Here is a 24,535-nt window from a genome sequence, read left to right on the forward strand (position 1 = left end):
ACCCTATAATATATAATATATCATGTGCAGTTTAATAAAATTGTAAACTCTTATTAATAAAAATGTAAATTCTTAGTTAAAATATATATCTGAAAACTCTATACCAATCCTTTCAATATTAACATCATTGTATTTCATTTCTGATTCTTCTTTGTCTATATCAACTACAGGAATTTTAACGCTAAACTCACTGCCCTTTCCTAAGTCACTTTTAACTCCAATATCTCCTCCATGCATTTCTACTAAAGATTTTACAAGTGATAATCCTATACCACTTCCCTCATTATTTCTTGAAAGTGATTTATCAACTTGAATAAATCTTTCAAATATGCTTTTTTGCTTCTCCTCCGGTATGCCTATACCATCATCCTTTACAGAAACCATAATATGATTGTCATCATTTTTTATACTTACTAATATATTTCCTTCTTTGCCTGTAAACTTAATTGCATTTGAAAGCAAATTAAGAATTACTCTTTCAATTTTATCCACATCCACTGCCATTATTTTTTCCTCAACATCAGTATCAAATATTATTGAGATTTCTTTAGATTTTGCATATTCAACTACAGATAATGTTATACTTTCTATGAGGTTTACTATATCAACATTTTCCATAGTTAATTTACAGTATCCTGAATCTATCTTACTTATATCCAATATATTATTTATTAATCTTGTCAATCTATAACAATTTTGTTTCATAGTATAAATATATTTTCCCGTAATACATTTATTCTTGCATTTATGCTCCCTTAAAATCATCTCAACAATCTGAATGGCACTAAATATAACATTTACAGGAGTTTTCAATTCATGAGATATGTTAGAGAAAAACTCCGTCTTAACTTTATCATGTTCTACTATTTCATTTAATTGTTTAGTCTTTTCTTCTACCCTTATTTTGAGTTCTTCATTTTTCTTTTTTTCGGTTACATCTCTTACTACAATCAAAATAGCATCCTTATCTTCAAACTTGTACTTAATACAGTTACACTCCACATCTATTAAGTCACCATTTATTGTCACAAATTTTCTTTCAAGACGTATACTTTTATTTATTTTATTACTAATAAGTTTACTGAATTTCTCTTGTGATATTTTATGATAATCCCTAGATAAAAATCTCCTATAATCCATGCCTATAAGCTCTTTTGGATTATCTACCCCTGCAAGTCTTGCCCCTGCCTTGTTAGAAAATATATTCTTCCCATTTTCATCTAATACATATATCGCTTCAGGCATAACATCTACAAGCCTTTTATATCTTTCTTCACTTTGTTTTAACCTCAACTCAGCTTCCTTTTGAGTTGTAATATCTCTGGCAATTATTAATATACCATTTCCACTTTTGTCCTTATTAAAGAAAGGTACTTTTACTGTATCAAATATTTTAACACTACCATCTCTTTGAGGTATGCTGTCTTCTTCTCTTAAAATACTTCTACTTTTCCAAGCTCGATTATGACACTGATCGAAATAATTGTATGTATCTTTTAAAAAGCTATTTACTTCCCCAAGTTCTTTATTTGTCTTTCCCCTATAATTATTACCTAATTCTAAACTTTTTTCTGCTATATCATTAGCATATATCCATCTCCCTGAAGCATCTATGTAGCACACTGAATCTGGAATGGAACTTAAAATTATCTCCTCTGCATTTTTAATTTCTTTTAAAGTATTTTCACTCTGCTCTCTTTTTTGCATCTCATTTTTTAATTTTTCTCTTAAATATATAATTTCATTTTCCTTATCTATTAGTTGCTTTTTCAGCTCATTTATTTTATCTATACCTTTACATTGTAAATCACTTTCCCCAAAATAATCTCTCATATCCTCTCTGCCCCCTTAAAAAGTATTACAAATAAATTATACCAAAAGTTCGTAATATTGTGTATTTTTATAACAAAAAAATAAGGCTATTTCACCTTATTTTTCATAAATATACGTTTATTACTTTATTTCCCGATTATTATGCTATATTATTCAGGTTTATTATTTAAATATACTTTAAAAGTGATATTATCACCTTCAGAGCTAGCAGATATAGACCCTTTATGAAGTCTTATAATATTTTTACATATTGCAAGCCCTAGCCCACTTCCTCCAGTAGATTCCGATCTTGACTTTTCCACCCTATAGAATCTATCGAAAATCTTATTAAGTTCATCTTTGGGAATATTGTTTGCTCTATTACTTATATAAAAAATTGCTTTCTCATCTTCTTCATATAAACCTACTTTTATTTCACCTGGCTTATAGCTATATCTTATAGCATTGCCTAATAAATTTTCAAAAACCCTTGCTATCTTTTCTCCATCCGCGTAGAGAACAATATTTTCTTTTTTTATATCTTTTATTATAACTAAATTATTTTCTTCAAATACTGGAACAAATTCTTCTAAGAGCTGCTCTAATAATTCATTTAGTGATATTAGAGATATATTTAACTTTACTCCTTCTCCAGATAATTTAGTATATTCAAAGAGCTCATCTATTAACTTTTTTAGTTTAACAGATTTATTATACGCAATGCCCGAATACTCCATTAGCTGATTTTCATCACTAAATTTCTTATCCTTTATCAAATTTAAATATCCAAGTATAGATGTTAAAGGTGTTCTTAAATCATGAGAAACATTAGTAATAAGTTCGCTTTTAGTTTTCTCTAATTCTCTTTCTACTTCAATTTTATTATTTAGCTCTTCAGCCATAAAATTTATATTTTGTGCAAGTACCGTTAATTCGTCTTCTCCAACTAAAGGTACCCTTTGCTTTAAATCTCCTTTAGACATACTCATTATAGTTGTGGCTATACTTTGCAAATACTGAACTCTTTTTCCTGTAATTATAAAAAATAATCCAATAAAAAACATAACTGCCCAAAGCAGGGCTATAAATGAATTTTGCCTATTTATTTCCTTACGGGTTATATCTCCAATAGGTACTCCTTTTAATATTACATAAGATACTTCTCCATCTTTAAACTGCAGTGGATAAAAAGCTATAAACTCCCCTTTATAATTTTCATAGCCTTCAGTATTCATAGATTGATTAAACTTAATAGAATTTTTTAATGCCATAGATATGTCTATGTAACTTTCTTCAGCATTGGAAGATTTATAAAGTATTTTACCTTTTAGGTCAGATATAAGTATTTTTGTATTGTTGCTATTATGCTTATTTATTATATTTTCTATATCTTCTTTATCCTTAGCGCTTATCTGTTTATTATAAATCTCACTCACAATATAATAAGATTGATTTTGCATATCATGTATACTTCTTGAATAATCTATATCTGTATAATAGCTTCGCTTTTGAAAAAACGAATTTCCCAGGAAAAACATCATCACAGAAGCAAAAAAACATATAGCAAATACAACTATAAGCTGCCATCTTAAGTTTTGATTTACTCTTCTTTCAACTTTTCTATAAGGTTTTTTTAAAGGTCTTAACATCAATCTAATGGGTGCAGTAAAAAGTCTTACTAAACCATAAAATAACCGTTTCATATTTCACCTCTAAATTATATATTTTCTACTTTGTATCCTACACCCCATACAGTTTTTATGTATTTAGGATTTCTAGAATCATCCTCTAATTTTTCTCTAAGCTTTCTTATATGCACCATAACAGTATTATCTGATTTAAAGAATTCTTCCTTCCATACTCTTTCATATATTTTTTCATTACTGAAGATTATTCCTTTATTTCTTGCCAAAAGCTCTAATATTCCAAATTCTCTTGGAGTAAGCTTTACTTCTCTTTCTCCAACTTTAACCTGATGTGTATCTGTATTTATACTAAGTTCATCTATTTCTATAATATTTTCACTAATTGCACTAGAAATAGAACCATTAAACTTCTTATATCTTCTAAGCTGAGATTTTACTCTAGCTATAAGTTCTAATGGGTTAAATGGCTTTCCTATATAATCATCTGCTCCTGCGGTAAGTCCCAATATCTTATCCATATCCTCAGTTTTTGCAGATAGCATAATTATTGGCATATTCTTCTGTTCTCTTATTTTCATACAAGCTTGTATTCCGTCCATTTGAGGCATCATTATATCTAATAATATAAGATCAACATTAGTACTTTTTAATACTTCTAATGCTCTTAATCCATTTTCTGCTTTAATAACTTCATATCCTTCATTTTGCAGATATATAGCTATAAGATTTGCTATTTCTATATCATCATCTACTATCAGAACAACTTCCTTTTCCATATTTAATCTCTCCCTCAATAATTTAACATATATTATTTTAATACATTTATTTAATTTAATATAGTATTATTCTCAAATTATAGCTTAACACAAAAATCTTATTATTAAAGCTTCTTAAATCTTAACAGTTTCTTAAAAATAAAAAGCATCCTAAGAATCTTAGGACACTTCTTGTTTTTCTTATTATGCTGCTTATTTAGCCTGCTCAGTTTCATAAGATAATAAAATGAATCTTTCATTTCCATTTTCATTTATCTTTTTTATCTTAGCTATTTTTTTACCTTTAATTTTTATAAATTTACTATCACCTTTTTTAAGTTCTTCAAAAATGCCCTTTAAGTCTTCCTCAAAACCATTAACATTATAAATACTTAACTCAGCTAAATATTCTCCATTTCCTAAATCATATAGTTTATCTGTCTTTGAAATAGTTAGTTGTCCTTTGTTTGCTAAAAACACCTTGTACCTATTATCTAAAAGCTCATATTGGCTTGTGGATTTATGCTTCGAAGCTTGTTTACCAAAGAAATAACTTTCACTTTCTTTTACATACTTTGATTCAATAAGTGCACAACATCTTTCTTTAATAACAGTAAATTTATCAAAGGCATGTATAAAGTTATAATACACTGAGAAATTTATCATTTCTTCTTCTGTCAATTCATTTTCCTTAAAATCCTTTATGTTTGCTTCAGAAAAATACGTAAAAAATGTATTCAAACTTTCTTGAAGCTTAGTATCTATAACTACTTCTTTTCTTAAAGTAGTATTAGAAAATTTGCTGCAGCCACTAAAAAATAAAATTGCCACAACTAAAACTAAAAAATACTTTTTATTAAACTTCATCTTTTCACTCCTACACATGTAAACTTTTATACTACTTTAAAAGTATATCATAATTATAAACTTTATTGTATTTTGTTATAACACTGAAGTTGATGAAATAAAAAAAGTATTTAAGCATTTCAATTAATGAGGTGATACTAATTTTAGCCCAACAATTCCAATTACTATAAATCCAATACAAACTAATCTAGTAATATCTATTGGTTCTTTGAATAATATTACTCCTAAAATTACAGTTCCAACAGTACCAATTCCAGTCCAAATTGCATATGCAGTACCTAATGGAAGGTTTTTCAATGCTAATGATAAAAAATATAAGCTTGCTGCCATTCCAACCGCTGTAAATAAACTTGGTACTAATTTTGTAAATCCGTGTGAATACTTTAATCCTATGGCCCACCATACTTCAAAAACTCCTGCTATCACCAATAAAATCCATTGCATAACTTTCACTCCTTTTTAATACTTAATACTTAAATGTGACTTAATAATTTGCTTGTTAGTATAAAATCTTTATTCTCAAATACATTGTTAGCACTCTTAAAAATCAGTAAAATAAAAAAGCCAACGTAGATATTTGAAATACCTCCCAGGCTTTTATCCTTCCGTGTATACAGTTAGACTGTACGTTTTATCTCGGACCAGACCAACTTTACTTTAAAGCTGCGGAACCCTATAAAACTTTTAAAATGTATGCACTTATATATCTTAATATAACAAAATTTCCTAACATAGTCAATATTTAAGTGCCACCCACATGGCAAGTGGCAAGTTAAATATTGAAAAAACACGATTTACATAGATTATTTAACAATCTAAATTTTACTTACTACTTGTCACTTGAGTATCACTAAAAGTGATATAATAACTATGTATGAAAAAATATAGTTAAGGAGGCATAATATGATTAATTTTAGTTATCAAAATGCTACAAAAATTATTTTTGGAAAAAATACAGAAGATGAAGTTGGTAATGAAGCTAAAAAATATGGCAACAGAATTTTACTTCACTATGGTGGTGGAAGTATAAAAAAATCTGGTCTTTACGATAGAGTAGTTAAATCCTTGAAAGATGCTGGAGTAGAAATATTTGAGCTTGGCGGAGTTAAACCTAACCCCAGATTAAGTTTAGTACGTGCAGGCATAGAGCTTTGTCATAAAAATAATATAGACTTAATTTTAGCTGTAGGCGGAGGAAGTGTAATTGATTCTGCCAAAGCTATTGGAATAGGTGCATGTTATGATGGAGATGTATGGGACTTTTATACTGGAAAGGCCTCAGTAAAATCTACCATTTCTGTTGGAGTAATTTTAACTATACCTGCAGCCGGAAGTGAATCTAGTACTGGTTCTGTTATAACAAACGAAGATGGCTGGTACAAAAGAGCTGTTGGGAGTAATCTTATGAGACCGGTATTTGCAATAATGAATCCCGAGCTTACATATACTCTTCCAATATATCAAACTGCTGCTGGTGCTGCAGATATGATGGCGCATATATTTGAAAGATATTTTACAAATGAAACCCATGTAGATTTAACAGATAGATTAAGTGAAGGTACTCTTAGGACTATAATTAAAAATGTACCTATAGTTTTACATGATCCTGAAAGCTATGAAGCTCGTGCTGAAATCATGTGGGCAGGAACTATCGCACACAATGGAATACTTGGAACTGGAAGAGTTGAGGACTGGGGAACCCATGATATGGAGCATGAGATAAGCGGAATTTACGATGTAACTCATGGTGCTGGTCTTTCAATACTATTCCCTGCTTGGATGAAATATGTATATAAGCAGGATGTAAATAGATTTGCTCAATTTGCAAACAGAGTATGGGATGTGGAAATTGATATAAATAATCTTGAAGCTACTGCCCTAGAAGGAATTGAAAGAACTAAAGCATACTTTAAGAAAATAGGAATGCCTGTTTCCTTAACTGAGGCTAATGTTCCTTCAGATAGATTTGAAGAAATGGCCTCAAAAGGAACAGAAAATGGACCACTTGGAAACTTTGTAAAGCTTCATAAAGAAGACATAGTAAACATATTTAACTTAGCGTTATAGAAAAGTGCCACCCACATGGCAAGTGGCAAGTTCCAAAAATACCTACCTCAAACTTTATTCTGAGGTAGGTATTTTTTAATACATTAACGCCTAAAATCTTACTTGCCACTTGCCACTTGGGTGGCACTTTCTATTGCTCTTGCCACCATATCGTGATCTTCTTCTTCAGTTAGTCCTGACACAGTTATGGTTCCAACCACTCCTGCATTTTTTATTATTATAGGAAATGCTCCTCCATATGGACAGTAGTCAAAGGAACTTATATGATACTTTTCCTCTATAGATTTTCCTTCCTGCTTTAAAAGCGCTTGTATATACAATGAGCTTTTAAAAAATCTATTTACTACTCTATTTTTTCTTGCTACCCACTGATCATTATCTGGGGAAGTACCATCAAAGGAATAATGAAATAACTGATGGCCATTTTTTGTTATATCTATAGTGATTATTTTATTTTCTTTCTTTGCATTTTCTATGATAATTAAACCTATTTTAAGAGCAGTTTCACTGGTAAACTCAGAAAACACTAATCTGCTTTCCTGCTCATCTATAACCTCTAGCATTTTTTTATAATCTTTCATAATTCAAAACTCCTAAGTTAATTTAATACGCTACTTAATTTCTTCAAAGGTCTTATCTTTAGCAGATTTATAAATTGCTGATGCTATCTTCACTACATTTAATCCATCTTCACCTGAAACTGGAATTTCTTTATTATTTATAATTGCATCTGAAAAAGCTTCAACTTCCTTTGTATATCTATCAACAGGCTCCACTGCTAATTCTTCTGAAGAGTAATCTTCAAAGTCTGTTAGTCCATTTTCTCCTGCAAGTTTTATAACAACTCTTCCCACATCTTCTCTTCCTATAGTATCATAACAAACTATAGAACCCTTAGTTCCATAAATTTCCATAGTATTGTTTGATATACTGTTTGGAATATTAAAGTGAAAATTAAATGCTCCAAACACTCCATTTTCCATTTCACACATTATCTGGGCAGAATCTTCAACTTCATAGCTAAAAGTCTTTGTTCCAATCATAGCAGCTACAGTTTTAATTTTAGTTCCAAGTAAATACTGTATTAAATCAATACAATGACTTCCTAAATCTACTACCGTTCCACCACCGCTAAGTTTTGGATTAAGTCTCCAAACATTATCATCTGGATACCACCAGCTGTATTGTATTCTTGTATTAATAACATCGCCAATTATCTTTTCTTTTAATAAGTTCTTAACTTTTAAATGATAATCTCCAAATCTCATCATAAATGCAAGACCTAATTTAACATCATTTTCTTTGCAAACCTGAACCATTTCTTCACATTCTTCTGGATTTAGTCCCATAGGTTTTTCAAGAAAAATATGTTTCTTAGCTTTTGCAGATTTAATAACGCTATCTTTATGATCAAACACAGGAGTTGCTATATATACTACATCCACTTCCTCGTCCTGTAATAAATCATCTATATTTGAATAAGCCTTTTTTACATTATATTTTTCTCTAATCTTCTCAGCTTTCTCCATAGTTCTGCTCATTACAGCTACAACTTCAGAGTTATTTGACTTTAATATCCCAGGTATGGTACATTCATCAGATATACCACTGGCACCAATGATACCCCATCTTAATTTCATTTAAATTTCTCCTTTGTACGTAAGTATTTAAGTTTTGTTTTTCAAATAATTTCTACTAAAAACTATGCAGTTAACTTATCATATTTCTTTAAGAACTCAGTAAGCTCAGCCATTATTTTTTTAATGCCGCCTTCTTCATCTGACTCTATATTTAAAGGCATAACAGGCTCATGAAGGGATAATCTTAATAAAAACCATCCATTCCCATTTTCCTTATCACAATTTACTCTTACGCCTTCAAAGTTATTAGGCTCCATATTCCATCCAGAAACGCCTTCAACGTATTCCTTTAAATCTTCTAAAACAGATAATCCATAATTTTTAAAGTCTTCAGAGTTAATCTTAATTCTCTGTTCTACGCTTTCATAAGGCACTTCAAGGTCTACAATTAAATCTGACAATGTTTTTCCACCTTCGTTTCTAAGTCTCGCCATTTTTATAAGTATTTTAGCTACTAAATATGCTCCATCATCTAAGAAATAATTTTCTTTTAAAGCAGCGTGCCCAGAAGTTTCAATGGCAAGATGAGACTCTTTGCCTTCTTTATTGAATCTTATAGCTTCATTGATAACATTTTTATATCCTCTTTTAAATCTATGATGAACTCCGCCTTTAGCTTCTATGAACTTTTTAAGACCATTGCTTGTAACAGAATCTGTAACTACTATAGAGCCTGGATGCTCTTCAAGAACAATTGCAGAGGATAATGCAATGATTAAATTTCTGTTTATTTCGCTGCCTTTATTATCAACTATAGCTGCTCTATCCACATCTGTATCAAAAATAATTCCGAGATCAGCACCATTATTTAATGTAGCTTCTCTAATAGCCTCCATTGCCTTCTTGTTCTCAGGATTTGGTATATGATTTGGAAAAGTTCCATCAGGCTCAAGAAATTGACTTCCTGAAATATCTGCTCCCAGTTTGCTTAAAATTCTTTCTGCAAAAAATCCTCCCACTCCATTACCTGCATCAACTACTATTTTAAAACCTTCAAGTGGTTTTAATTTGTTTTTATTATCATCTATACCATCAATTATTTTATTTCTCAAAAACTCACTGTAAACTTCCATAAAATCAACAGTTTTAACTTCACAGCCTAAGCTAACTTGTGGAAATTCTCCTTTATCTGCTATTTCAAGCAATTCAGTAATGTCGCTACTTTCAAACCCACCTTTATCTGTAAAGAATTTAAATCCATTATAGTAATATGGCAGATGACTTGCTGTAATTTCTATAGCTCCATCAAATTTATATCCTTCAAGCACTGTGCTCATGAACATTGCAGGGGTTGAACACATGCCGCAGTCATATACAGTACATCCTAATGCCTTAATTTCTGTCATTAATATTGTCTTTAATTTTTCACTAGTTATTCTAGAGTCCATTCCTATGGATAGCTTTAATTCGTTTAAATCCTTATTTTTCTTTCTAGATATTAAAACTGCAAATGCTTTTCCAATTCCCTTAACCATTTCTTCTGTAAGATTTACAGGTCTATCTTCATTTTCAACTGCTACCCCTCTAATATCTGTGCCGTTTTTCACATTAAGCCATATATTATCCATATAATAATCACTCCTATACTTTAAATATGCAACTTGCCACTTGCCACGTGGGTGGCACTGGTTTTCCTTTATTTTACTACATATTATGTGAAATAAAAACTCACATTTACCAATGTGAGTTTTTATTTGGCTTAATTAACTTTTACTATTTGTCTTTCTTTTATAAATTTCTCAACTTCTGAGAAATTAGGAAGTGATGGCTGGGCACCCATTTTAGTAACTGTTATTGCCCCTACTGCACATGCATATTCTAAAGCCTTAGCATGTTCTACTCCATGAGATAAGGAATATGCAAATGCACCTATAAATGAATCTCCAGCAGCTGTTGTATCAACTGGCTTAACTTTAAAGGATTCCTTAAATATTTCTTCATTATCATTTATAAGTAATACTCCCTTAGATCCTAGAGTGATTATAACATTTTTACAACCTAAATCTAAAAGTTTTCTACCTGCTTTTCTAGCAGTTTCAATGGTATTTACTTCAATGCCAGTTAGTATTGCTGCTTCAGTTTCATTAGGAACTATATAGTCAACTAACTTTACATACTCTTCTTTTAACTTTACAGCTGGTGCTGGATTTAAAATTATTGTTTTATTATGTTTATGTGCAAGTTCAATGGATTTATATACAGTATCAAAAGGAATTTCAAGCTGAAGCATTATTATATCTGAATTCTTTATCTGCACTTCAATATTTTCAACATCTTCAGGAGTTACTTTATGATTTGTGCCTGGAATAACTATTATTCTATTGTTCCCGTTTGCCTCTAAAGTTATATGGCCAACTCCAGAACTTTCATTTTCAGCAAATAATATATACTCATAATTTACACCTTCTCTTTTTAAGGTTTCTATATGAGCTTCTCCAAAGCTATCACGTCCTAGCTTTCCAAACATTGTAACATCTGCACCAAGCCTTGCTGCAGCTACTGCTTGGTTAGCTCCCTTTCCTCCTGTAAACTGCTGAAATGAAGTTCCTATAATAGTTTCACCTTCCATTGGTGCTCTTGGAGTTAGAGCTACCAAATCCATAGTAAAGCTTCCTATTACTAATATCTTTTTCACACTACTTCTCCCCTTTTTGAAGGTTTTTCATTTCTTCAAATAATTGTTTCCCAAGGCTTCCACCTGGATGATATACCGCAAAGTTTTCTCTCTTAAATCCTTTAACCTGAGAAAGTGTTATTGCAAGAGCATCTCCAAGTACTAAAGCTACTGTAGAGCTGCTTGTTGGTGCAAGATTTAATGGATCGGCTTCATGGGAAACCTTTGCTTCTAATGCCACATCACTTTCCTTTGCAAGAGTAGATTCTCTGTTTCCTGTAATAGATATTAATTTAGCGCCTATATACTTTATAGATGAAAGTATAGAAAGCACTTCTTTTGTTTCTCCACTATTTGATATAGCAATAACTACATCTCTTTCTTCTATCATTCCAAGATCTCCATGAAGAGCTTCTGTTGAATGTACAAAGAAAGTTGGAGTTCCTGTGCTTGCAAAGGTTGCTGCAAGTTTTTTACCTATATGTCCTGATTTACCCACTCCAGTAAAAATAATTTTACCAGTACAATTTTGAATTAATTCCACTGCTTTCACATGAGTCTCATCTAAATTTTCATAAACCTTTTTTATGGCTTCTATTTCTTCTTCCATTACTTTTTTTATTGTAGTTAATATATCTTTATTCATAAAAACCAATCCCCTCCCTACCTTACAATTAATAAGGATAATAAGGACTTATTGAGTCCTTATTATCTTATTAGATTATTATTTATTTGTTTCTGGGTATAAAACTTTTTTAACTTCTGGATCATTCATGTTTTCTTTTGTAACTATTGTAACACCTGTATCTATTCTCTTTTCAACTGTTTTCCCTTCCATAAGAGCTAAAACATTTTTAACTCCTTCTTCTCCCATTTTGAAAGGATTTTGTACTATAAGAGCTGTTATTGAACCATCTTCAAGACCTTTGATTTCATCTGGATCAGCATCGAAAGCTACAACTTTTACCTTATCAGCAACGCCTTTTCCTTTAAGAGCTTGTGCAACACCTAGTGCTGAACGGTTATTAGCTGCAAAAATTGCTTTTACATCTGGGTTAGCAGTTAAAATATCTTCGGTTATAGCCATTGCTTTTGCCTTGTCACTTTGTGAATACTGTGTTTGTAATAATTGTATTCCTTTATGTTTAGCCATTCCATCTCTAAATCCTTTTTCTCTTTGAACAGCTGTTGAAACTCCTGGTACAAAGTTTACTATTCCAACTTTACCTGATTCTCCAATAAGTTTTGCAAGAACATCAGCACCTTGAGCTGCTGCAGCTTCGTTATCTGTTGCTATAAAGCTTGCTATTTTAGAAGAATCTGCTCCTGAGTCAACAGTTACTAGTGGAATTTTTGCATCTATTGCTTTTTCAGCTGGCTGAATAAGTGCTTTTGTATCACTTGCTGCAAGCACTATTCCATCAACCTTTTGATTTATAGCATCTTCAACTATATTTATTTGTCCTTGGATATCCTGTTCTGTAGCAGGTCCCTTGAATATTATATCTACTCCTGCTTCTTTAGCAGCTTTTTCTGCTCCAGCTTTTACAGTAAGCCAGTATTCTGAATCTGTTGATTTAACTATTAATGCAATAGTTTTCTTTCCTGACTTGCTGCCTGTTTCTGATTTTTGTCCACATCCAGCAAAAGCCCCTAATGCTAGTACAACTGACATTGATAATAATGCTAATCTTTTCTTTAACATAAAATATCCTCCTAAAGTTCATTGTTTTTATATTTTTAAATTTTAAGGTTTAACTTAATTTTTTATTTTTTAACTTATCTCCATAAACTGCAGCTATAATTATAGCTCCTATGATTATTTGCTGCCAAAATGCTGAAACATTTAAAAGATTAAGTCCATTTCTAAGTACTCCCATTATTAAAGCACCTATTATAGCACCAGATATACTTCCTTCTCCACCTGCAAGACTTGCTCCCCCGATAACCGTTGCAGCTATAGCATCTAGTTCATAGCCAGTTCCTGCTGTTGGCTGAGCTGATATAAGTCTTGATGTAAGCAATATACCTGCAATTCCTGAAAGTAATCCGCTAAGTCCATAAATTGTTATCTTAATTCTATCTGTGTTTATACCTGAAAGTTTTGTAGCTTCTTCGTTGCTTCCTATAGCATAGGTATATCTTCCTAAAAGTGTTTTTCTTAATATGAAAGCAAAAATCACTGCAAGAACAATCATTATTATTGCTGGAACTGGAATAACTCCAAAAACCTTTCCAGCACCTATAGTCTGAAATGAATTTGGTAGTCCTGAAACAGGAAGTCCTTCTGTAATAACTAGCGCTGCACCTCTAACGATACTCATCATACCAAGTGTTACTATAAACTCTGGAATATGTCCTTTAGTAATTACAAATCCACTTACAACACCACAAGCTGTACTTATTAATACTCCAAGTATACAAGCTAAAATTACGCTCATACCACCCGTCATAAATGTGGCAGCAGCAACCCCTGCTATTGCAACTAAGGATCCTACTGAAAGGTCTATACCAGATGTTATTATTACTAAAGTTTCACCTATAGCTATAACTGCAATAACAGCTGTCTGCAAAAGTATTGTCATAAGATTATTCGTTGTCATAAATACAGGTTTCATTATTGATATAGCAATCATAAGTACTACTAAAATTAAAATTGTACTAAATTTTTGTATAAAGTCGCTTTTTTTAGACTTCTTATTTTTTTGCGCGGTTAATTCTGCCATTTTCTTCCCCTCCTGCTACTTTGTTATTGCATATTTCATTATTTTTTCTTCTACGCCTTTTTTGTCTTGAATATCTTTTTGAACTGTACCTGTAACCCTTCCATTATTCATAACAACTATTCTATCTGAAAGTCCTATGATTTCAGGCATCTCCGAAGATATAACAATTATGGCATGTCCATTCTTTGCTAAATCCTTTATTAATTTATATATTTCAGCTTTAGAACCAATGTCTATACCTCTCGTTGGTTCATCAAATATATAAACTTTACTATCTCTTTGAAGCCATTTAGCTATTGCAACCTTCTGTTGATTTCCACCACTTAAATTCTTTACCTTTTGGAAAACATTTGGAGTCTTTATTGATAAGCTTTTTACAAATCTATTAGCTGCTTCTTTTTCTTCATTTTCTTTAATTATTCCACTGCTAGAAACCTTGTCCATGCTTGATAAATTAATATTTTGAGCTACACTAAATCCAACTACCACTCCAAGGTTTCTTCTATCTTCACTTACATAAGCTATGCCTGCATTAACTGCATCCTTTGGCTGCTTAATTTTCACTTCTTTGTTTTCAATGTATACCTTACCGGATTTTATCTTGTCATATCCAACTACAGCCATTGCAGTTTCAGTTCTTCCGCTGCCCATAAGACCATATAACCCAACTATTTCTCCTGCTCTAACTTCAAATGAAACATCTTTAATCTTATCAGAGGTTATGTTTTGAACTTTAAATGCAACTTCTCCCTTTTCAACATATTCATCACTGAATCTATCTCCAAGGTCTCTTCCTATCATAAGTTTTACTAATTCATCTTCTGTTGTAGTTTTAAAATCTACAGTTTTTACATATTCTCCATCCCTCATTATTGTAATTCTATCAACAATATACTTAAACTCTTCAAGCTTATGGGATATATAAACTATTGCAACTCCTTGTTTTTTTAACTTATTTACAATTTCAAATAGCTTTTCACACTCTTTATCAGTTAAAGATGAAGTAGGTTCATCCATAACTATTATCTTTGCATCAAAAGAAACTGATTTTGCAATTTCAATCATCTGTTTTTGTCCAATACTTAGGTTCTTCACCAGTTCATTTGCCTTTACATCTATATCAAGTTCTTTTAATATTTCTTGAGTTTTCTTATTCATTGTCTTATAATCTACAACTTTAAGCTGCTTACTTTGTAAGTATTCGTTTCCAATAAAAATGTTTTCAGCTACTGTTAAGTGATCTATTAGGTTCAGCTCTTGAAATATTATTGATATTCCTTTTCCCTTAGCTTCTTTAACACCATTTATTTCAGTTTCTGTGCCTTCTAGATATATCTTTCCTGAATCCTTTGTATAAACTCCGCCTAAGATTTTCATTAGTGTAGATTTACCAGCACCGTTTTCACCTAGGAGAACATGAACTTCACCTTTTCTCAATTCCAAACTTGCATTTTTTAAAGCTTTTACTCCTGGAAAACTTTTATCTATATTTTTCATCAAAAGTACTACATTTGAATCCATAAACTCACCTCTTTAAAGTATAGTAAACCATTACTATAAGTAAATACTTATCCTGTTAAACAGGATAAAATAATATCTTAGTAGTTATATTAAAGACTTAATAGAATTTCCTTCACAAAATTCATTAATTAATACTACCCCTTTAAAATTATCTTCTTTACTTTTGCCATTTAGTTTATCTAAAATCAGCTCTCCAGCCTTTTGCCCGATTAAAAAAGGCTTTTGCTTTATACATGTAATTTTAGGTTCTATAAATTCTTGATTAGTTATATCCCCAAATGATGCTAGAGATATATCCTCTGGTATTCTTATCTTCTCACTTTTAAAGGCCTTCATTACCCCCTCTGCCATACTATTATTAGTTGATAATAAAGCAGTTGGAAGCTTTCCTTTCTTTATTAACTTCATAGTTTCAATAAAAGCAATGTCAGTACTGTAATTTCCTGATAATATGAAGTCCTTGTCTATTTCAATACCATACCTCTCCATAGCCGATTTATATCCATTAAATCTTTCCTTTGCAGTGCTTACATCTAAATTTCCATTTATTATTGCAATATCTTTATGACCTTTTTTAATTAAACTCTCTGTAAGTAAAAATGAGCCATTAAAATCGTCAGTTGCTATATAATCCACATTAATATCATCAACTTTTCTGTCAACTAGCACTACTTTAATCCCATATCCCATTATATTTTTGATCGCTGATGAATCAGTATTAGATGGTGATATTACTATTCCATCTACTTTTTTTTCAGCTATCATATTTAATAGTTTTACTTCTTTATCTGGAGACTCGTCTGTACTGCAGAAAATGAGATTATACCCTTCTTTAGAAACTACGCTTTCTATTCCCTTCCCTACACCCATAAAAAATGGATTTGAGATATCAGCAACAATAATACCAATCAAATTTGTCTTATTTATTTTTAGACTTCTTGCTATCCCATTTGGCTGATAGTTTAATTCTGAAACTACTTTTAAAACTTCATTTCTTACTTCATCGCTCACAGGGTAATTATTATTAAGAACTCTAGACACAGTTGCTGTAGAAACTTTTGCCTTTTCCGCTACTTCTTTTATAGTTACTTTACTCACAATATCCTCCATATAATCTAAAAGCTCTAACTATGCAACTCCAACTGTAAGTAATATATTCGCAAATACTCTTTTTTCTCCAGTTGCTATTGCAAGCCTTATATTAGGCTTTTTCGATTCATCATAAAATTCAAATCTTCCTAATTTATCTAACTCAATTTCATTATTTAGAATTTCTCTAAATTCATTAAATATAGCAGGTTCTTCTCCTTCACCTGGTGTCATCACTTGTGCCTTTTCAATATTTATACTATCAGTTAATACTTTTAATACATCAGTAACGGTTGGAATTCCATGTGTCAATTGTAAATAAACCTTTTCTGTTATTTCATTTGTACAAGAATCCATTGGATAATTACCATCACATATCAAAATTTTATCACCATGTCCACAATGAGCTAAAGCATTTATTAATTGTGGATTTAGGCATTTAGTCTTTAACATATTCATACCTCCTGGATCATGTGTAGTAATCGATTACTATATTTCTATAAAAAAATTTCTATTATTTCATAGAATTTCATGATTTTTTACTAAATTTCCAAAGTGTTTTTAAGATAATAGTCTTAATTAATATCATATATATATAAATATATATTCTTATAGTAAACGATTGCCATAACATTATTATAACAACTTTTTTTTTAATGTCAATATGAGATATTATTATTCTTTGTTAAAAACATATCTTATATATCATATAATCTATACTATATGATATATAAGATATGCTACAATGCATATGACATATACTATAAATGTTAAGTATATTTGATTTATCTTCCATTAAAGTTTTCCTTATGTGAATTTATAGTATTCCTCCATCTACAGTAATTATCTGTCCTGTTATATATTTTGAAACATCACTTGCTAAAAACACCGCAGTATTCCCTATATCTTTACATTCTCCGAATTTACATAACGGTATTTCTTCTACAAGACTTTCCTTTTCCTCATCTGAAAGCCAATTATTCATACAGGTATTTATCACACCAGGAGATATGGCATTTACTCTGATACCACTTGGTCCTAGTTCCTTTGCAAGTGCTTTTGTAAATGCATTAATCCCACCCTTTGATGCAGAATATATAACCTCACAAGATGCCCCTACATTTCCCCACATAGAAGATATGTTTATAATAGAACCTATTTGATTACTAACCATATGCGGCACTACTTGGCGACAACAATTAAATATCCCTTTTAAATTAGTGTTCATTATATCATCCCAATCATCTTCACTGCTATCCATAAATAAGTTAACTTTTGAAATACCCGCATTGTTTATAAGCACATCAATTTTTCCATATTCCTTTATTATTTTATTTATATTTTCCTCACTATCTTTATAGGATCCAACATTCCAATTAAATATCCTTGCATAGCATCCTAAAGCCTTTATTTCTTCTAATGTGGCTTTAGCTTCCTTATGATTACTTCTATAATTCAAAGCAAGAATCGCTCCTGCTTTAGCAAATTCTACAGCTATTCCTTTCCCAATTCCTCTTGTTCCTCCAGTAATTAAAACTACTTTCCCATTTAAATTTAAATCCACCCTGTTCACCAATCCTTTTGAAATAATAATCATGTCATTTAATACGATTTTCTTAGATCAAGAAATACTATAAGTTAAATTATTATCTGTATACTATTATCTATTATCTAAAAATCCATTACCTATTTTTATTATAAAGTATGAAAGTTCAGTTTTAAAGTTAAACTAACATAAGTTATTTTTTTAAAGGGAATACTTTCATAAAAAAGTAATAAACTATTAACGCTATACTTATAAATTTATTAAAACATTTATCAATAAACATTTGAACTTTCCCCATCTTAGTGCTATTATATATTTATTAATAGTAATTATTACCTAAAACCAATTAAACTAGGAGGTATTTAAATGAATATTAAATTTCAAAATAAGTCTGTTACTCTTAAAGGAACGGAAGTAAAAGTTGGTGATTCTGCCCCTGATTTTACAGCTATTGATAATAACTTAACTCCTGTATCATTAAAGGATACAAAAGGAGTTAGAATAATCCTTACAGTACCATCTATAGATACTCCTACTTGTGACCTTGAAACAAGAACCTTCAATAACAAGGCAACCTCTATTCCTAATGTAACTATATACACAATTTCTATGGATTTACCTTTTGCTCAGGCTAGATGGTGTGCAGCTCATGGAATTGAAAATGTAATTACATTATCCGATTATAAAGATAGAATGGTTGGCGAGAACTATGGTACTTATGTTTCAGAATTAGGACTTCTTACAAGAGCTGCTTTTGTTATAGATAGCAATAATAAAGTAGTTTATGTTGAATATGTTGAAGAAATCACTGAACAGCCAAACCACGATAAGATATTAGAAGCTGCTAAGAATGCAAAGTAAAATATTACGACATTTTTAATGCTCAGTGGCACATAGAAAAGTTCTTCATGTAAACTGCTGAAGGAAGGAATTTTTCGTAGGGAGAATTCCCTCAAACTTATAGAGTTGTAGAAATTTAGTTTGGTGAATCTCCTCCTTTAGCAGGTATTTATGGATGATATTTTTAATATTGAACAATAGTATGGGATTTCCATCGTAGAAAGATTGAGTAAGCATTAGAAGCTCTTTATTTCTGACTTTAAAACACCGTCAAGAACTTTCTATTGTTTGAGCGATAGCGAGTTTAGAAAGTTTAGGTGTTTTAAAAAGCAGAAATATTAGAGCTTCTTTGCGTAGCGAACGCTTTCTTAGATGCAAATTTCATACGGTACGTTCAACATTAAAAACGTTGTACTTTATTCTTCTATATTAGGTAAATTCTTAAGGTTATTGCTTTCATCATCATCTGGAAGACTTCTTAAATACTCTTCTCCCTTTCTTGATTTTGCAACAGATACGCCTTTCAGTCCACCTTCCTTTGCCATTGATATAGCTTGATCTCTTGAAAGAATTTCTCCATTGTCTAATTTATAACTTACTATTTCATTATCACTATCTTTTCCTACTGCTACTATGTTATTAGCTGAACTACTATCTTTATTCATAAATTACCACCTCCTTTTTATAGTATTTCCTTCCTTACTAAAATTATTTAAGAATCCTTTCTACAAGCTAGTGATTCCAAAGTTTATTATTTTTTTAAGTTTTATGTTTATAAAAATAAAAAGTGGATATAATTTCACATGTATCCATCTAAAGTAAATTAGTCCGTATTGATTTTTAAGGAAGTACCTCAAAGAATTTGAGGTAAATGATTTGTATCAAAATGAAGATTTTTACAAATTGTTAAATTTATAAATTTCCTTAAATCATACAAATAAATTATTATAAGGTATAGGTGATTATATGAAATGTAAACCGAGTAAGTACATTAAGAGCATTTTAAAGACTTATATTATTTCAGCGCTTATTGTATCTATTTTCTTTGCATCAGGCTTTAACTTAGAAAATCTAAATGAACTTTTTATTAAAAGTAAATTATCATTAAATATTAAAAATGAAAATGCGATACGTCTATCATTAGGTGCCTACAAAAGAGTTTCTGATAGCTATAATTATGTAGTGACCCCATCAAAAGATGATGTAAAGAAAACCTCATCAAAACCACTATCAAGGGGAAATCAATCAGTAAGTTCATATCTCAATGAACAAAATCAAGCTTCAGGAATTCCTACGTACTTTGCTTATCATGATGTAAACACAGCTAGATTACGTAAGTACTTAATAGGTAGAAACTCATTACTTGCAGAGGAACCTTATTTCTCTACTATATTATCTACTGCAGAAGAGTTTAATTTAAATCCGTTGATACTGTTTGCTATAACAGGTGTAGAGCAGTCCTTTGTACCAAAAACTAATAAGCAAGCATACACAATAGCTAACAACCCATATAATGTATTTTATAGCTGGCAACATTATAATACCAACATAAAAGATACTTCAAGAATTGCTGCTAGAACAGTTTTGAATTTGTGTGAAAACAAACCAGCAAACACAGATGCTTTTTATTGGGTAAATAAAAAATATGCTCAAAGTCAAAATTGGTCTAAAGTGGTTAGTGCTTTATTTAAGGAACTTTTAATATATACAACATAAAGATAAACCCCAGAACAAATGCTCTGGGGTTATCATTCTATGAATTTTCACATAGATCTATAGTCTTCCAATTAAAAACATAGTCTTCATGCCAAGCTGAGTGAATTTCTTTTCATATTCAGTCATTATATTTTTATCAAAGTCAGATTGATGTAAATCATAAGTTAAATAATTAATTGCAAACCCACTTTCCTTAAAGTACTCCTGTGAAGCATTAAATAGATCTGTGTCATCAGTTTTAAACCAAACCTCGCTTCCTGCTTTAAGAAACTTTTTATATTCCGCCAAAAACCTAGTATGAGTAAGTCTTCTTTTATTATGTCTTTCTTTAGGCCATGGATTACAAAAGTTTATATATATCTTTTGAATTTCATCCTTATCAAATATTTCACTTATAAACATTATATTTAAGGGAACTATTCTTACGTTTGTAATCTCCAGTTCTTCAATTTTCTTTAAAACATATATAAGTACTTCATCCTTTAAATCTACAGCAACATAATTTATACCTGGGTTTTGTACTGCCTTTTGAGCAATAAATCCCCCTCTACCACAGCCCAATTCTAAATGCACAGGATTATCATTTTTAAATTCTTCTTTCCACTTTCCCTTATACTCACGTGGATTTGTTATTACTAAAGGTGATGCTTCCATTTCCGGACGTGCCCACCACTTTTTTCTAAGTCTCATACTGTTACCTCCAAACTATAAATCATAATACATTCATATCCTACAAATTAAATATACTCATTATAAGGCCATATATCATACCTGCTGGCCCTGAAACCAATATTCTTGAAATAGGAGTCATTATAAATAATAAGAATATTATAAACTGATATCTATATAATACATCTGAATATTTATAAAATACTGATGGCCAAATATCCCTTACAACATGAAAACCATCCAGTCCCGGAATTGGCATTAAATTAAATATTGCCAATATGCAATTTATATATACAGATGTATTAAATATTCTAATTAATATATATAACACATCCCTACTGCTTATGGGAAATACGTCCCCAATCTTGTAAATTAAAAACATTGCAGCTGCTGATATAACTGCTGCTAAAATATTTGCTAAAGGTCCTGCTATAGAAACTTTTAAATCATCCTTATAATAATTCTTAAAAGCCCTTGGGTTTACTTCTACAGGTTTTGCCCATCCAATACCTGCTATAAGTATGGCTATAAATCCTATAGGATCTATATGCGCTATTGGGTTTAAAGTAAGTCTTCCTTGAAACTTAGGAGTTTTGTCCCCTAATTTATCTGCTACATATGCATGAGCGTATTCATGAAATGTAAATGCTATAAGTATCGCTGGTATCATTAATATTTTACTCATTAAATCTATGCCCAAAGTCGTCATCCTTTCCTTTATAATTTATAAAAATCTATGATCTCCTTATAAATTACCACGCCTCAATTTATATATTTATTGTCTTAATTTTATATTATATCATAAAGAAACCTATCTGAATAAATAAATAAATTCCGGAAAGATCCGGAATTTATTTATTAGATAATTAGTGTTCATTAATGACTAGAAAAAATTTTATTTTAGCTCAGTTTTTTCAAGCTTTCCTTCACTAATTGATGCAACTCCGTCATCATATATTTGAAGAAATGTACCTTTATAGGCTGTTTGTTTTCCAGTTGATGCTTCTTTTATTATACCTTTTAAATTATCATTTAAAAACACTTGTCCTTTTTTAGATATATATATATCATCTTTGTCCATTGGTTCACTAAGCTCAAGAGTTTTCCACTCAGATGTAGGTTTTTCTATATTTCCATAATACACTTTAACTATATTTTCATTTTCTTCTGAGCCTATATATATGTTATCTTCTTCATCCACTCCTAAAAGCTTAGGTACCTGTACTCGATCAATTTTAATAGAATTATTTACATTTGTAGCATGTACTGTATTGTATGTTTTTCCCTCATACAAAAGCTTATCTTCGTGATTTAATGTACGTATTTCTCCTATGAAATAATCATTAGTATATAATTTCTTCATATCTTTCATTATATTTATCCAATAAAGACTACTTCTTCCGCTTCCTCTAGATACTTTAATGTGTATAACATTAGTAAGAGTAGATGCTTCAATAGATTCTACCTCCGACTCTGTATCCGCCCAAGTAAGATCTTTTATCTCTTCTTTAGTATCTTTGTCTATATCATAATATGAAAGTCTAAGTGCCATTCCATTTTGAGTAGAATGTTTTTCTGCTATAAGCATTCTGTTTCTATCAGAAAGCCACTTATAATAGGATACCTTAACTCCTTCTTCAAAATATATATCCTTTTTTTCACCTGTTTTAGTACTTACAACTTTTAAAATCTCTTCATCATAGTAAGCTACGTACTTACCATCAAAAGACATATTAATATTTTCAGCATTTTCTGGTATAGCTACCTCTGCATCCTTCTTCTTATTATTTGATTTATCCTCTATCTTTTTTACCTTTACAGGTGCATTGTTAGCTAAATAAATATTATCTATATAAAACAATCCTGCAAATTGAACTATGAGTGAAATCATTATCCACCCTATTATTCTCTTTAAAGCGCTCATAACATCTTCCTTTCTAAGGTGTAACATATATGATAGAAGGAACTGATCTTTCTCCTAATGGATCACAAGGATTATTTATTACTTCTTCATCATAATACATAGTAGAAGAAGAACCTCCATCTAAATTAGTAGCATTATAAGCTCCATATTCTAACATAATATCTTGTACATCTCTTAAAGTAGCTCCTATACTAGAAACTTGCCTTCCATCAATTACTAATAGCAGTATTGCTCCATCTTCTTTTCTTTGTCCAATTGCTGTTCTTGGAGCAATTCCCCATCCTCCATCACCATTTTTAATAGTAGGTTGTCCATTTACTACTAGCGCCGGTCCAAAGGTCATTGCCTCTGTTACTTTTAATTGTTCTAATTCATTTAAAGTATATTTTCCAACTAATAGTACTCCCTTAGAAGTAATAGCTACTGTGTCATTTTTCGCGTCACGATTACTAATATCATTATGAATCATTTTTCCATTACTCATTAAAAGTCCTACAGGCTGTCCACCAGTTCCTGTCCAATTTCCATCATTACTTTGATCCACAAAGCCCCCGCCATTTACAGCTGCAACTGCATTGTTAGCCTTTGCTATCTGACTTGTTAGTTCTCCTGACTTACCAATTTTGCTGCTATATCCAACCTTTACCCTAGTAGGATCATGAATCACAAGCATAGATCCATTAAATTTCTTACCTTCTATATCATATCTTTCTATATTTGAGTCATGGTTATTTTCAAATTCTAAGTCTTGTACATCTTCATTTTGATTTATTTCTTCTATTACATCATCTTTTAAAATATCCTTAATCTTTTGATTTGATAGAAAAGTGGTAGCTATATATTGATGACTTAGAGTGCTCATAGCTGCCCCTACTATAGTCTTTCTTACATTATTAAACGGTCCGTAAAACACTATAAAAGGTCCTGTTGCTGCTGAAAATGCAAATTCAAAAAGTAGGAACAAGAAAAATATCTTAAATGAAAGCTTTTTTTTCTTCCTCACCTTTTTCTTTTTTCCCATACGCTTATCGTTCCTTTCTTAATAAATACATACATTTTTTATTGTACAATAAATTTTGATATTTTTAAATAGAAATTAATGC

Annotated in this window: 24 protein-coding genes and 1 riboswitch; of the genes, 3 read left to right on the plus strand and 21 right to left on the minus strand. The window is 30.6% G+C overall.

All coding sequences use genetic code 11. From position 1 onward, the window contains the following. Positions 1 to 72: 72 nt before the first annotated feature. The 5 genes from JOC70_RS11195 to sugE all read right to left on the minus strand — a co-directional run bounded on the left by JOC70_RS11195 (position 73) and on the right by sugE (position 5,524). On the minus strand, positions 73 to 1,833 hold the full coding sequence (locus JOC70_RS11195) for a PAS domain-containing sensor histidine kinase (RefSeq protein WP_204598976.1): 1,761 nt from the start codon (positions 1,831 to 1,833) through the stop codon (positions 73 to 75). Between the two features lie 149 nt (positions 1,834 to 1,982). Continuing rightward, positions 1,983 to 3,515, minus strand: coding sequence for a sensor histidine kinase (locus tag JOC70_RS11200; protein WP_204598977.1), 1,533 nt, complete (start codon positions 3,513 to 3,515; stop codon positions 1,983 to 1,985). 14 nt (positions 3,516 to 3,529) lie between these two features. Then, positions 3,530 to 4,234 (minus strand): response regulator transcription factor, encoded by a 705-nt coding sequence (locus JOC70_RS11205; RefSeq protein ID WP_204598978.1) that lies wholly within the window; start codon positions 4,232 to 4,234, stop codon positions 3,530 to 3,532. A 192-nt stretch (positions 4,235 to 4,426) separates the two neighbouring features. Beyond that, positions 4,427 to 5,080, minus strand: coding sequence for a hypothetical protein (locus JOC70_RS11210; RefSeq protein WP_204598979.1), 654 nt, complete (start codon positions 5,078 to 5,080; stop codon positions 4,427 to 4,429). Positions 5,081 to 5,203: 123 nt separating this feature from the next. Further along, on the minus strand, positions 5,204 to 5,524 hold the full coding sequence (sugE, locus tag JOC70_RS11215; RefSeq protein WP_204598980.1) for a quaternary ammonium compound efflux SMR transporter SugE: 321 nt from the start codon (positions 5,522 to 5,524) through the stop codon (positions 5,204 to 5,206). A 140-nt stretch (positions 5,525 to 5,664) separates the two neighbouring features. Further along, a riboswitch (guanidine-I (ykkC/yxkD leader) is annotated at positions 5,665 to 5,768 on the minus strand. 215 nt (positions 5,769 to 5,983) lie between these two features. Between sugE and JOC70_RS11220 the strand changes: the two genes are divergently transcribed. Beyond that, the gene (locus JOC70_RS11220; protein WP_204598981.1) at positions 5,984 to 7,147 is read left to right on the plus strand and encodes an iron-containing alcohol dehydrogenase; all 1,164 of its coding nucleotides are present in this window, start codon (positions 5,984 to 5,986) and stop codon (positions 7,145 to 7,147) included. Positions 7,148 to 7,245: 98 nt separating this feature from the next. Here JOC70_RS11220 and JOC70_RS11225 read toward each other — a convergent pair whose 3' ends face one another. The 11 genes from JOC70_RS11225 to ymfI all read right to left on the minus strand — a co-directional run bounded on the left by JOC70_RS11225 (position 7,246) and on the right by ymfI (position 18,301). Continuing rightward, positions 7,246 to 7,728: a heme-degrading domain-containing protein gene (locus tag JOC70_RS11225; RefSeq protein WP_204598982.1), complete on the minus strand. Its 483-nt coding sequence runs from the start codon at positions 7,726 to 7,728 to the stop codon at positions 7,246 to 7,248. 30 nt (positions 7,729 to 7,758) lie between these two features. After that, positions 7,759 to 8,787, minus strand: coding sequence for a Gfo/Idh/MocA family protein (locus JOC70_RS11230; protein ID WP_204598983.1), 1,029 nt, complete (start codon positions 8,785 to 8,787; stop codon positions 7,759 to 7,761). A gap of 62 nt (positions 8,788 to 8,849) precedes the next feature. Further along, on the minus strand, positions 8,850 to 10,355 hold the full coding sequence (locus JOC70_RS11235) for a phosphohexomutase domain-containing protein (RefSeq protein ID WP_204598984.1): 1,506 nt from the start codon (positions 10,353 to 10,355) through the stop codon (positions 8,850 to 8,852). 131 nt (positions 10,356 to 10,486) lie between these two features. Beyond that, a complete protein-coding gene (rbsK, locus tag JOC70_RS11240; RefSeq protein ID WP_341534886.1) occupies positions 10,487 to 11,422 on the minus strand; it encodes a ribokinase in 936 nt (311 codons plus the stop codon). 1 nt (position 11,423) lies between these two features. After that, on the minus strand, positions 11,424 to 12,047 hold the full coding sequence (locus tag JOC70_RS11245) for a KpsF/GutQ family sugar-phosphate isomerase (protein WP_204598985.1): 624 nt from the start codon (positions 12,045 to 12,047) through the stop codon (positions 11,424 to 11,426). Between the two features lie 78 nt (positions 12,048 to 12,125). After that, positions 12,126 to 13,106 (minus strand): ABC transporter substrate-binding protein, encoded by a 981-nt coding sequence (locus JOC70_RS11250; protein ID WP_204598986.1) that lies wholly within the window; start codon positions 13,104 to 13,106, stop codon positions 12,126 to 12,128. Positions 13,107 to 13,155: 49 nt separating this feature from the next. Further along, positions 13,156 to 14,127: an ABC transporter permease gene (locus JOC70_RS11255; protein WP_204598987.1), complete on the minus strand. Its 972-nt coding sequence runs from the start codon at positions 14,125 to 14,127 to the stop codon at positions 13,156 to 13,158. Between the two features lie 15 nt (positions 14,128 to 14,142). Continuing rightward, positions 14,143 to 15,648: a sugar ABC transporter ATP-binding protein gene (locus JOC70_RS11260; RefSeq protein WP_204598988.1), complete on the minus strand. Its 1,506-nt coding sequence runs from the start codon at positions 15,646 to 15,648 to the stop codon at positions 14,143 to 14,145. A gap of 84 nt (positions 15,649 to 15,732) precedes the next feature. Beyond that, positions 15,733 to 16,746, minus strand: coding sequence for a LacI family DNA-binding transcriptional regulator (locus tag JOC70_RS11265; RefSeq protein ID WP_341534887.1), 1,014 nt, complete (start codon positions 16,744 to 16,746; stop codon positions 15,733 to 15,735). A 30-nt stretch (positions 16,747 to 16,776) separates the two neighbouring features. Beyond that, positions 16,777 to 17,190: an RbsD/FucU family protein gene (locus JOC70_RS11270; RefSeq protein WP_204598990.1), complete on the minus strand. Its 414-nt coding sequence runs from the start codon at positions 17,188 to 17,190 to the stop codon at positions 16,777 to 16,779. 364 nt (positions 17,191 to 17,554) lie between these two features. Continuing rightward, positions 17,555 to 18,301 (minus strand): elongation factor P 5-aminopentanone reductase, encoded by a 747-nt coding sequence (gene ymfI / locus JOC70_RS11275; RefSeq protein WP_341534888.1) that lies wholly within the window; start codon positions 18,299 to 18,301, stop codon positions 17,555 to 17,557. 348 nt (positions 18,302 to 18,649) lie between these two features. Here ymfI and tpx point away from each other — a divergent pair, with 348 nt between their 5' ends. After that, positions 18,650 to 19,144, plus strand: a complete 495-nt coding sequence (gene tpx, locus JOC70_RS11280; protein ID WP_204598992.1) for a thiol peroxidase — start codon at positions 18,650 to 18,652, stop codon at positions 19,142 to 19,144. A 395-nt stretch (positions 19,145 to 19,539) separates the two neighbouring features. Here the strand turns inward: tpx and JOC70_RS11285 are convergent, their stop codons facing one another. Then, positions 19,540 to 19,788 carry a DUF3892 domain-containing protein gene (locus JOC70_RS11285; protein WP_204598993.1) on the minus strand — a complete coding sequence of 83 codons (249 nt, stop codon included), beginning with the start codon at positions 19,786 to 19,788 and terminating at the stop codon, positions 19,540 to 19,542. Between the two features lie 301 nt (positions 19,789 to 20,089). Between JOC70_RS11285 and JOC70_RS19530 the strand changes: the two genes are divergently transcribed. Continuing rightward, entirely contained in the window at positions 20,090 to 20,839 is a 750-nt protein-coding gene (locus JOC70_RS19530) for a hypothetical protein (RefSeq protein WP_204598994.1), read from the plus strand. A gap of 57 nt (positions 20,840 to 20,896) precedes the next feature. Here JOC70_RS19530 and trmB read toward each other — a convergent pair whose 3' ends face one another. The 4 genes from trmB to JOC70_RS11310 all read right to left on the minus strand — a co-directional run bounded on the left by trmB (position 20,897) and on the right by JOC70_RS11310 (position 24,453). Then, positions 20,897 to 21,529, minus strand: coding sequence for a tRNA (guanosine(46)-N7)-methyltransferase TrmB (trmB, locus tag JOC70_RS11295; RefSeq protein ID WP_204598995.1), 633 nt, complete (start codon positions 21,527 to 21,529; stop codon positions 20,897 to 20,899). Positions 21,530 to 21,569: 40 nt separating this feature from the next. Beyond that, positions 21,570 to 22,193: a site-2 protease family protein gene (locus JOC70_RS11300; RefSeq protein WP_243429112.1), complete on the minus strand. Its 624-nt coding sequence runs from the start codon at positions 22,191 to 22,193 to the stop codon at positions 21,570 to 21,572. Positions 22,194 to 22,403: 210 nt separating this feature from the next. After that, a complete protein-coding gene (locus tag JOC70_RS11305) occupies positions 22,404 to 23,432 on the minus strand; it encodes a hypothetical protein (RefSeq protein ID WP_204598997.1) in 1,029 nt (342 codons plus the stop codon). Between the two features lie 13 nt (positions 23,433 to 23,445). Beyond that, a complete protein-coding gene (locus JOC70_RS11310) occupies positions 23,446 to 24,453 on the minus strand; it encodes a phosphodiester glycosidase family protein (RefSeq protein WP_204598998.1) in 1,008 nt (335 codons plus the stop codon). Between the last annotated feature and the right edge of the window lie 82 nt (positions 24,454 to 24,535).

Origin of the sequence: Clostridium pascui (assembly GCF_016908015.1) — a bacterium.
Taxonomy (GTDB): domain Bacteria; phylum Bacillota; class Clostridia; order Clostridiales; family Clostridiaceae; genus Clostridium_AK; species Clostridium_AK pascui.

Bases quoted from the DNA above. Each gene is read 5' to 3' on its own strand.
- JOC70_RS11195 (WP_204598976.1), bottom strand. From the start codon at position 1,833: ATGAGAGATTATTTTGGGGAAAGTGATTTACAATGTAAAGGTATAGAT.
- JOC70_RS11200 (WP_204598977.1), bottom strand. From the start codon at position 3,515: ATGAAACGGTTATTTTATGGTTTAGTAAGACTTTTTACTGCACCCATT.
- JOC70_RS11205 (WP_204598978.1), bottom strand. From the start codon at position 4,234: ATGGAAAAGGAAGTTGTTCTGATAGTAGATGATGATATAGAAATAGCA.
- JOC70_RS11210 (WP_204598979.1), bottom strand. From the start codon at position 5,080: ATGAAGTTTAATAAAAAGTATTTTTTAGTTTTAGTTGTGGCAATTTTA.
- sugE (WP_204598980.1), bottom strand. From the start codon at position 5,524: ATGCAATGGATTTTATTGGTGATAGCAGGAGTTTTTGAAGTATGGTGG.
- JOC70_RS11220 (WP_204598981.1), top strand. From the start codon at position 5,984: ATGATTAATTTTAGTTATCAAAATGCTACAAAAATTATTTTTGGAAAA.
- JOC70_RS11225 (WP_204598982.1), bottom strand. From the start codon at position 7,728: ATGAAAGATTATAAAAAAATGCTAGAGGTTATAGATGAGCAGGAAAGC.
- JOC70_RS11230 (WP_204598983.1), bottom strand. From the start codon at position 8,787: ATGAAATTAAGATGGGGTATCATTGGTGCCAGTGGTATATCTGATGAA.
- JOC70_RS11235 (WP_204598984.1), bottom strand. From the start codon at position 10,355: ATGGATAATATATGGCTTAATGTGAAAAACGGCACAGATATTAGAGGG.
- JOC70_RS11245 (WP_204598985.1), bottom strand. From the start codon at position 12,047: ATGAATAAAGATATATTAACTACAATAAAAAAAGTAATGGAAGAAGAA.
- JOC70_RS11250 (WP_204598986.1), bottom strand. From the start codon at position 13,106: ATGTTAAAGAAAAGATTAGCATTATTATCAATGTCAGTTGTACTAGCA.
- JOC70_RS11255 (WP_204598987.1), bottom strand. From the start codon at position 14,127: ATGGCAGAATTAACCGCGCAAAAAAATAAGAAGTCTAAAAAAAGCGAC.
- JOC70_RS11260 (WP_204598988.1), bottom strand. From the start codon at position 15,648: ATGGATTCAAATGTAGTACTTTTGATGAAAAATATAGATAAAAGTTTT.
- JOC70_RS11270 (WP_204598990.1), bottom strand. From the start codon at position 17,190: ATGTTAAAGACTAAATGCCTAAATCCACAATTAATAAATGCTTTAGCT.
- tpx (WP_204598992.1), top strand. From the start codon at position 18,650: ATGAATATTAAATTTCAAAATAAGTCTGTTACTCTTAAAGGAACGGAA.
- JOC70_RS11285 (WP_204598993.1), bottom strand. From the start codon at position 19,788: ATGAATAAAGATAGTAGTTCAGCTAATAACATAGTAGCAGTAGGAAAA.
- JOC70_RS19530 (WP_204598994.1), top strand. From the start codon at position 20,090: ATGAAATGTAAACCGAGTAAGTACATTAAGAGCATTTTAAAGACTTAT.
- trmB (WP_204598995.1), bottom strand. From the start codon at position 21,529: ATGAGACTTAGAAAAAAGTGGTGGGCACGTCCGGAAATGGAAGCATCA.
- JOC70_RS11300 (WP_243429112.1), bottom strand. From the start codon at position 22,193: ATGAGTAAAATATTAATGATACCAGCGATACTTATAGCATTTACATTT.
- JOC70_RS11305 (WP_204598997.1), bottom strand. From the start codon at position 23,432: ATGAGCGCTTTAAAGAGAATAATAGGGTGGATAATGATTTCACTCATA.
- JOC70_RS11310 (WP_204598998.1), bottom strand. From the start codon at position 24,453: ATGGGAAAAAAGAAAAAGGTGAGGAAGAAAAAAAAGCTTTCATTTAAG.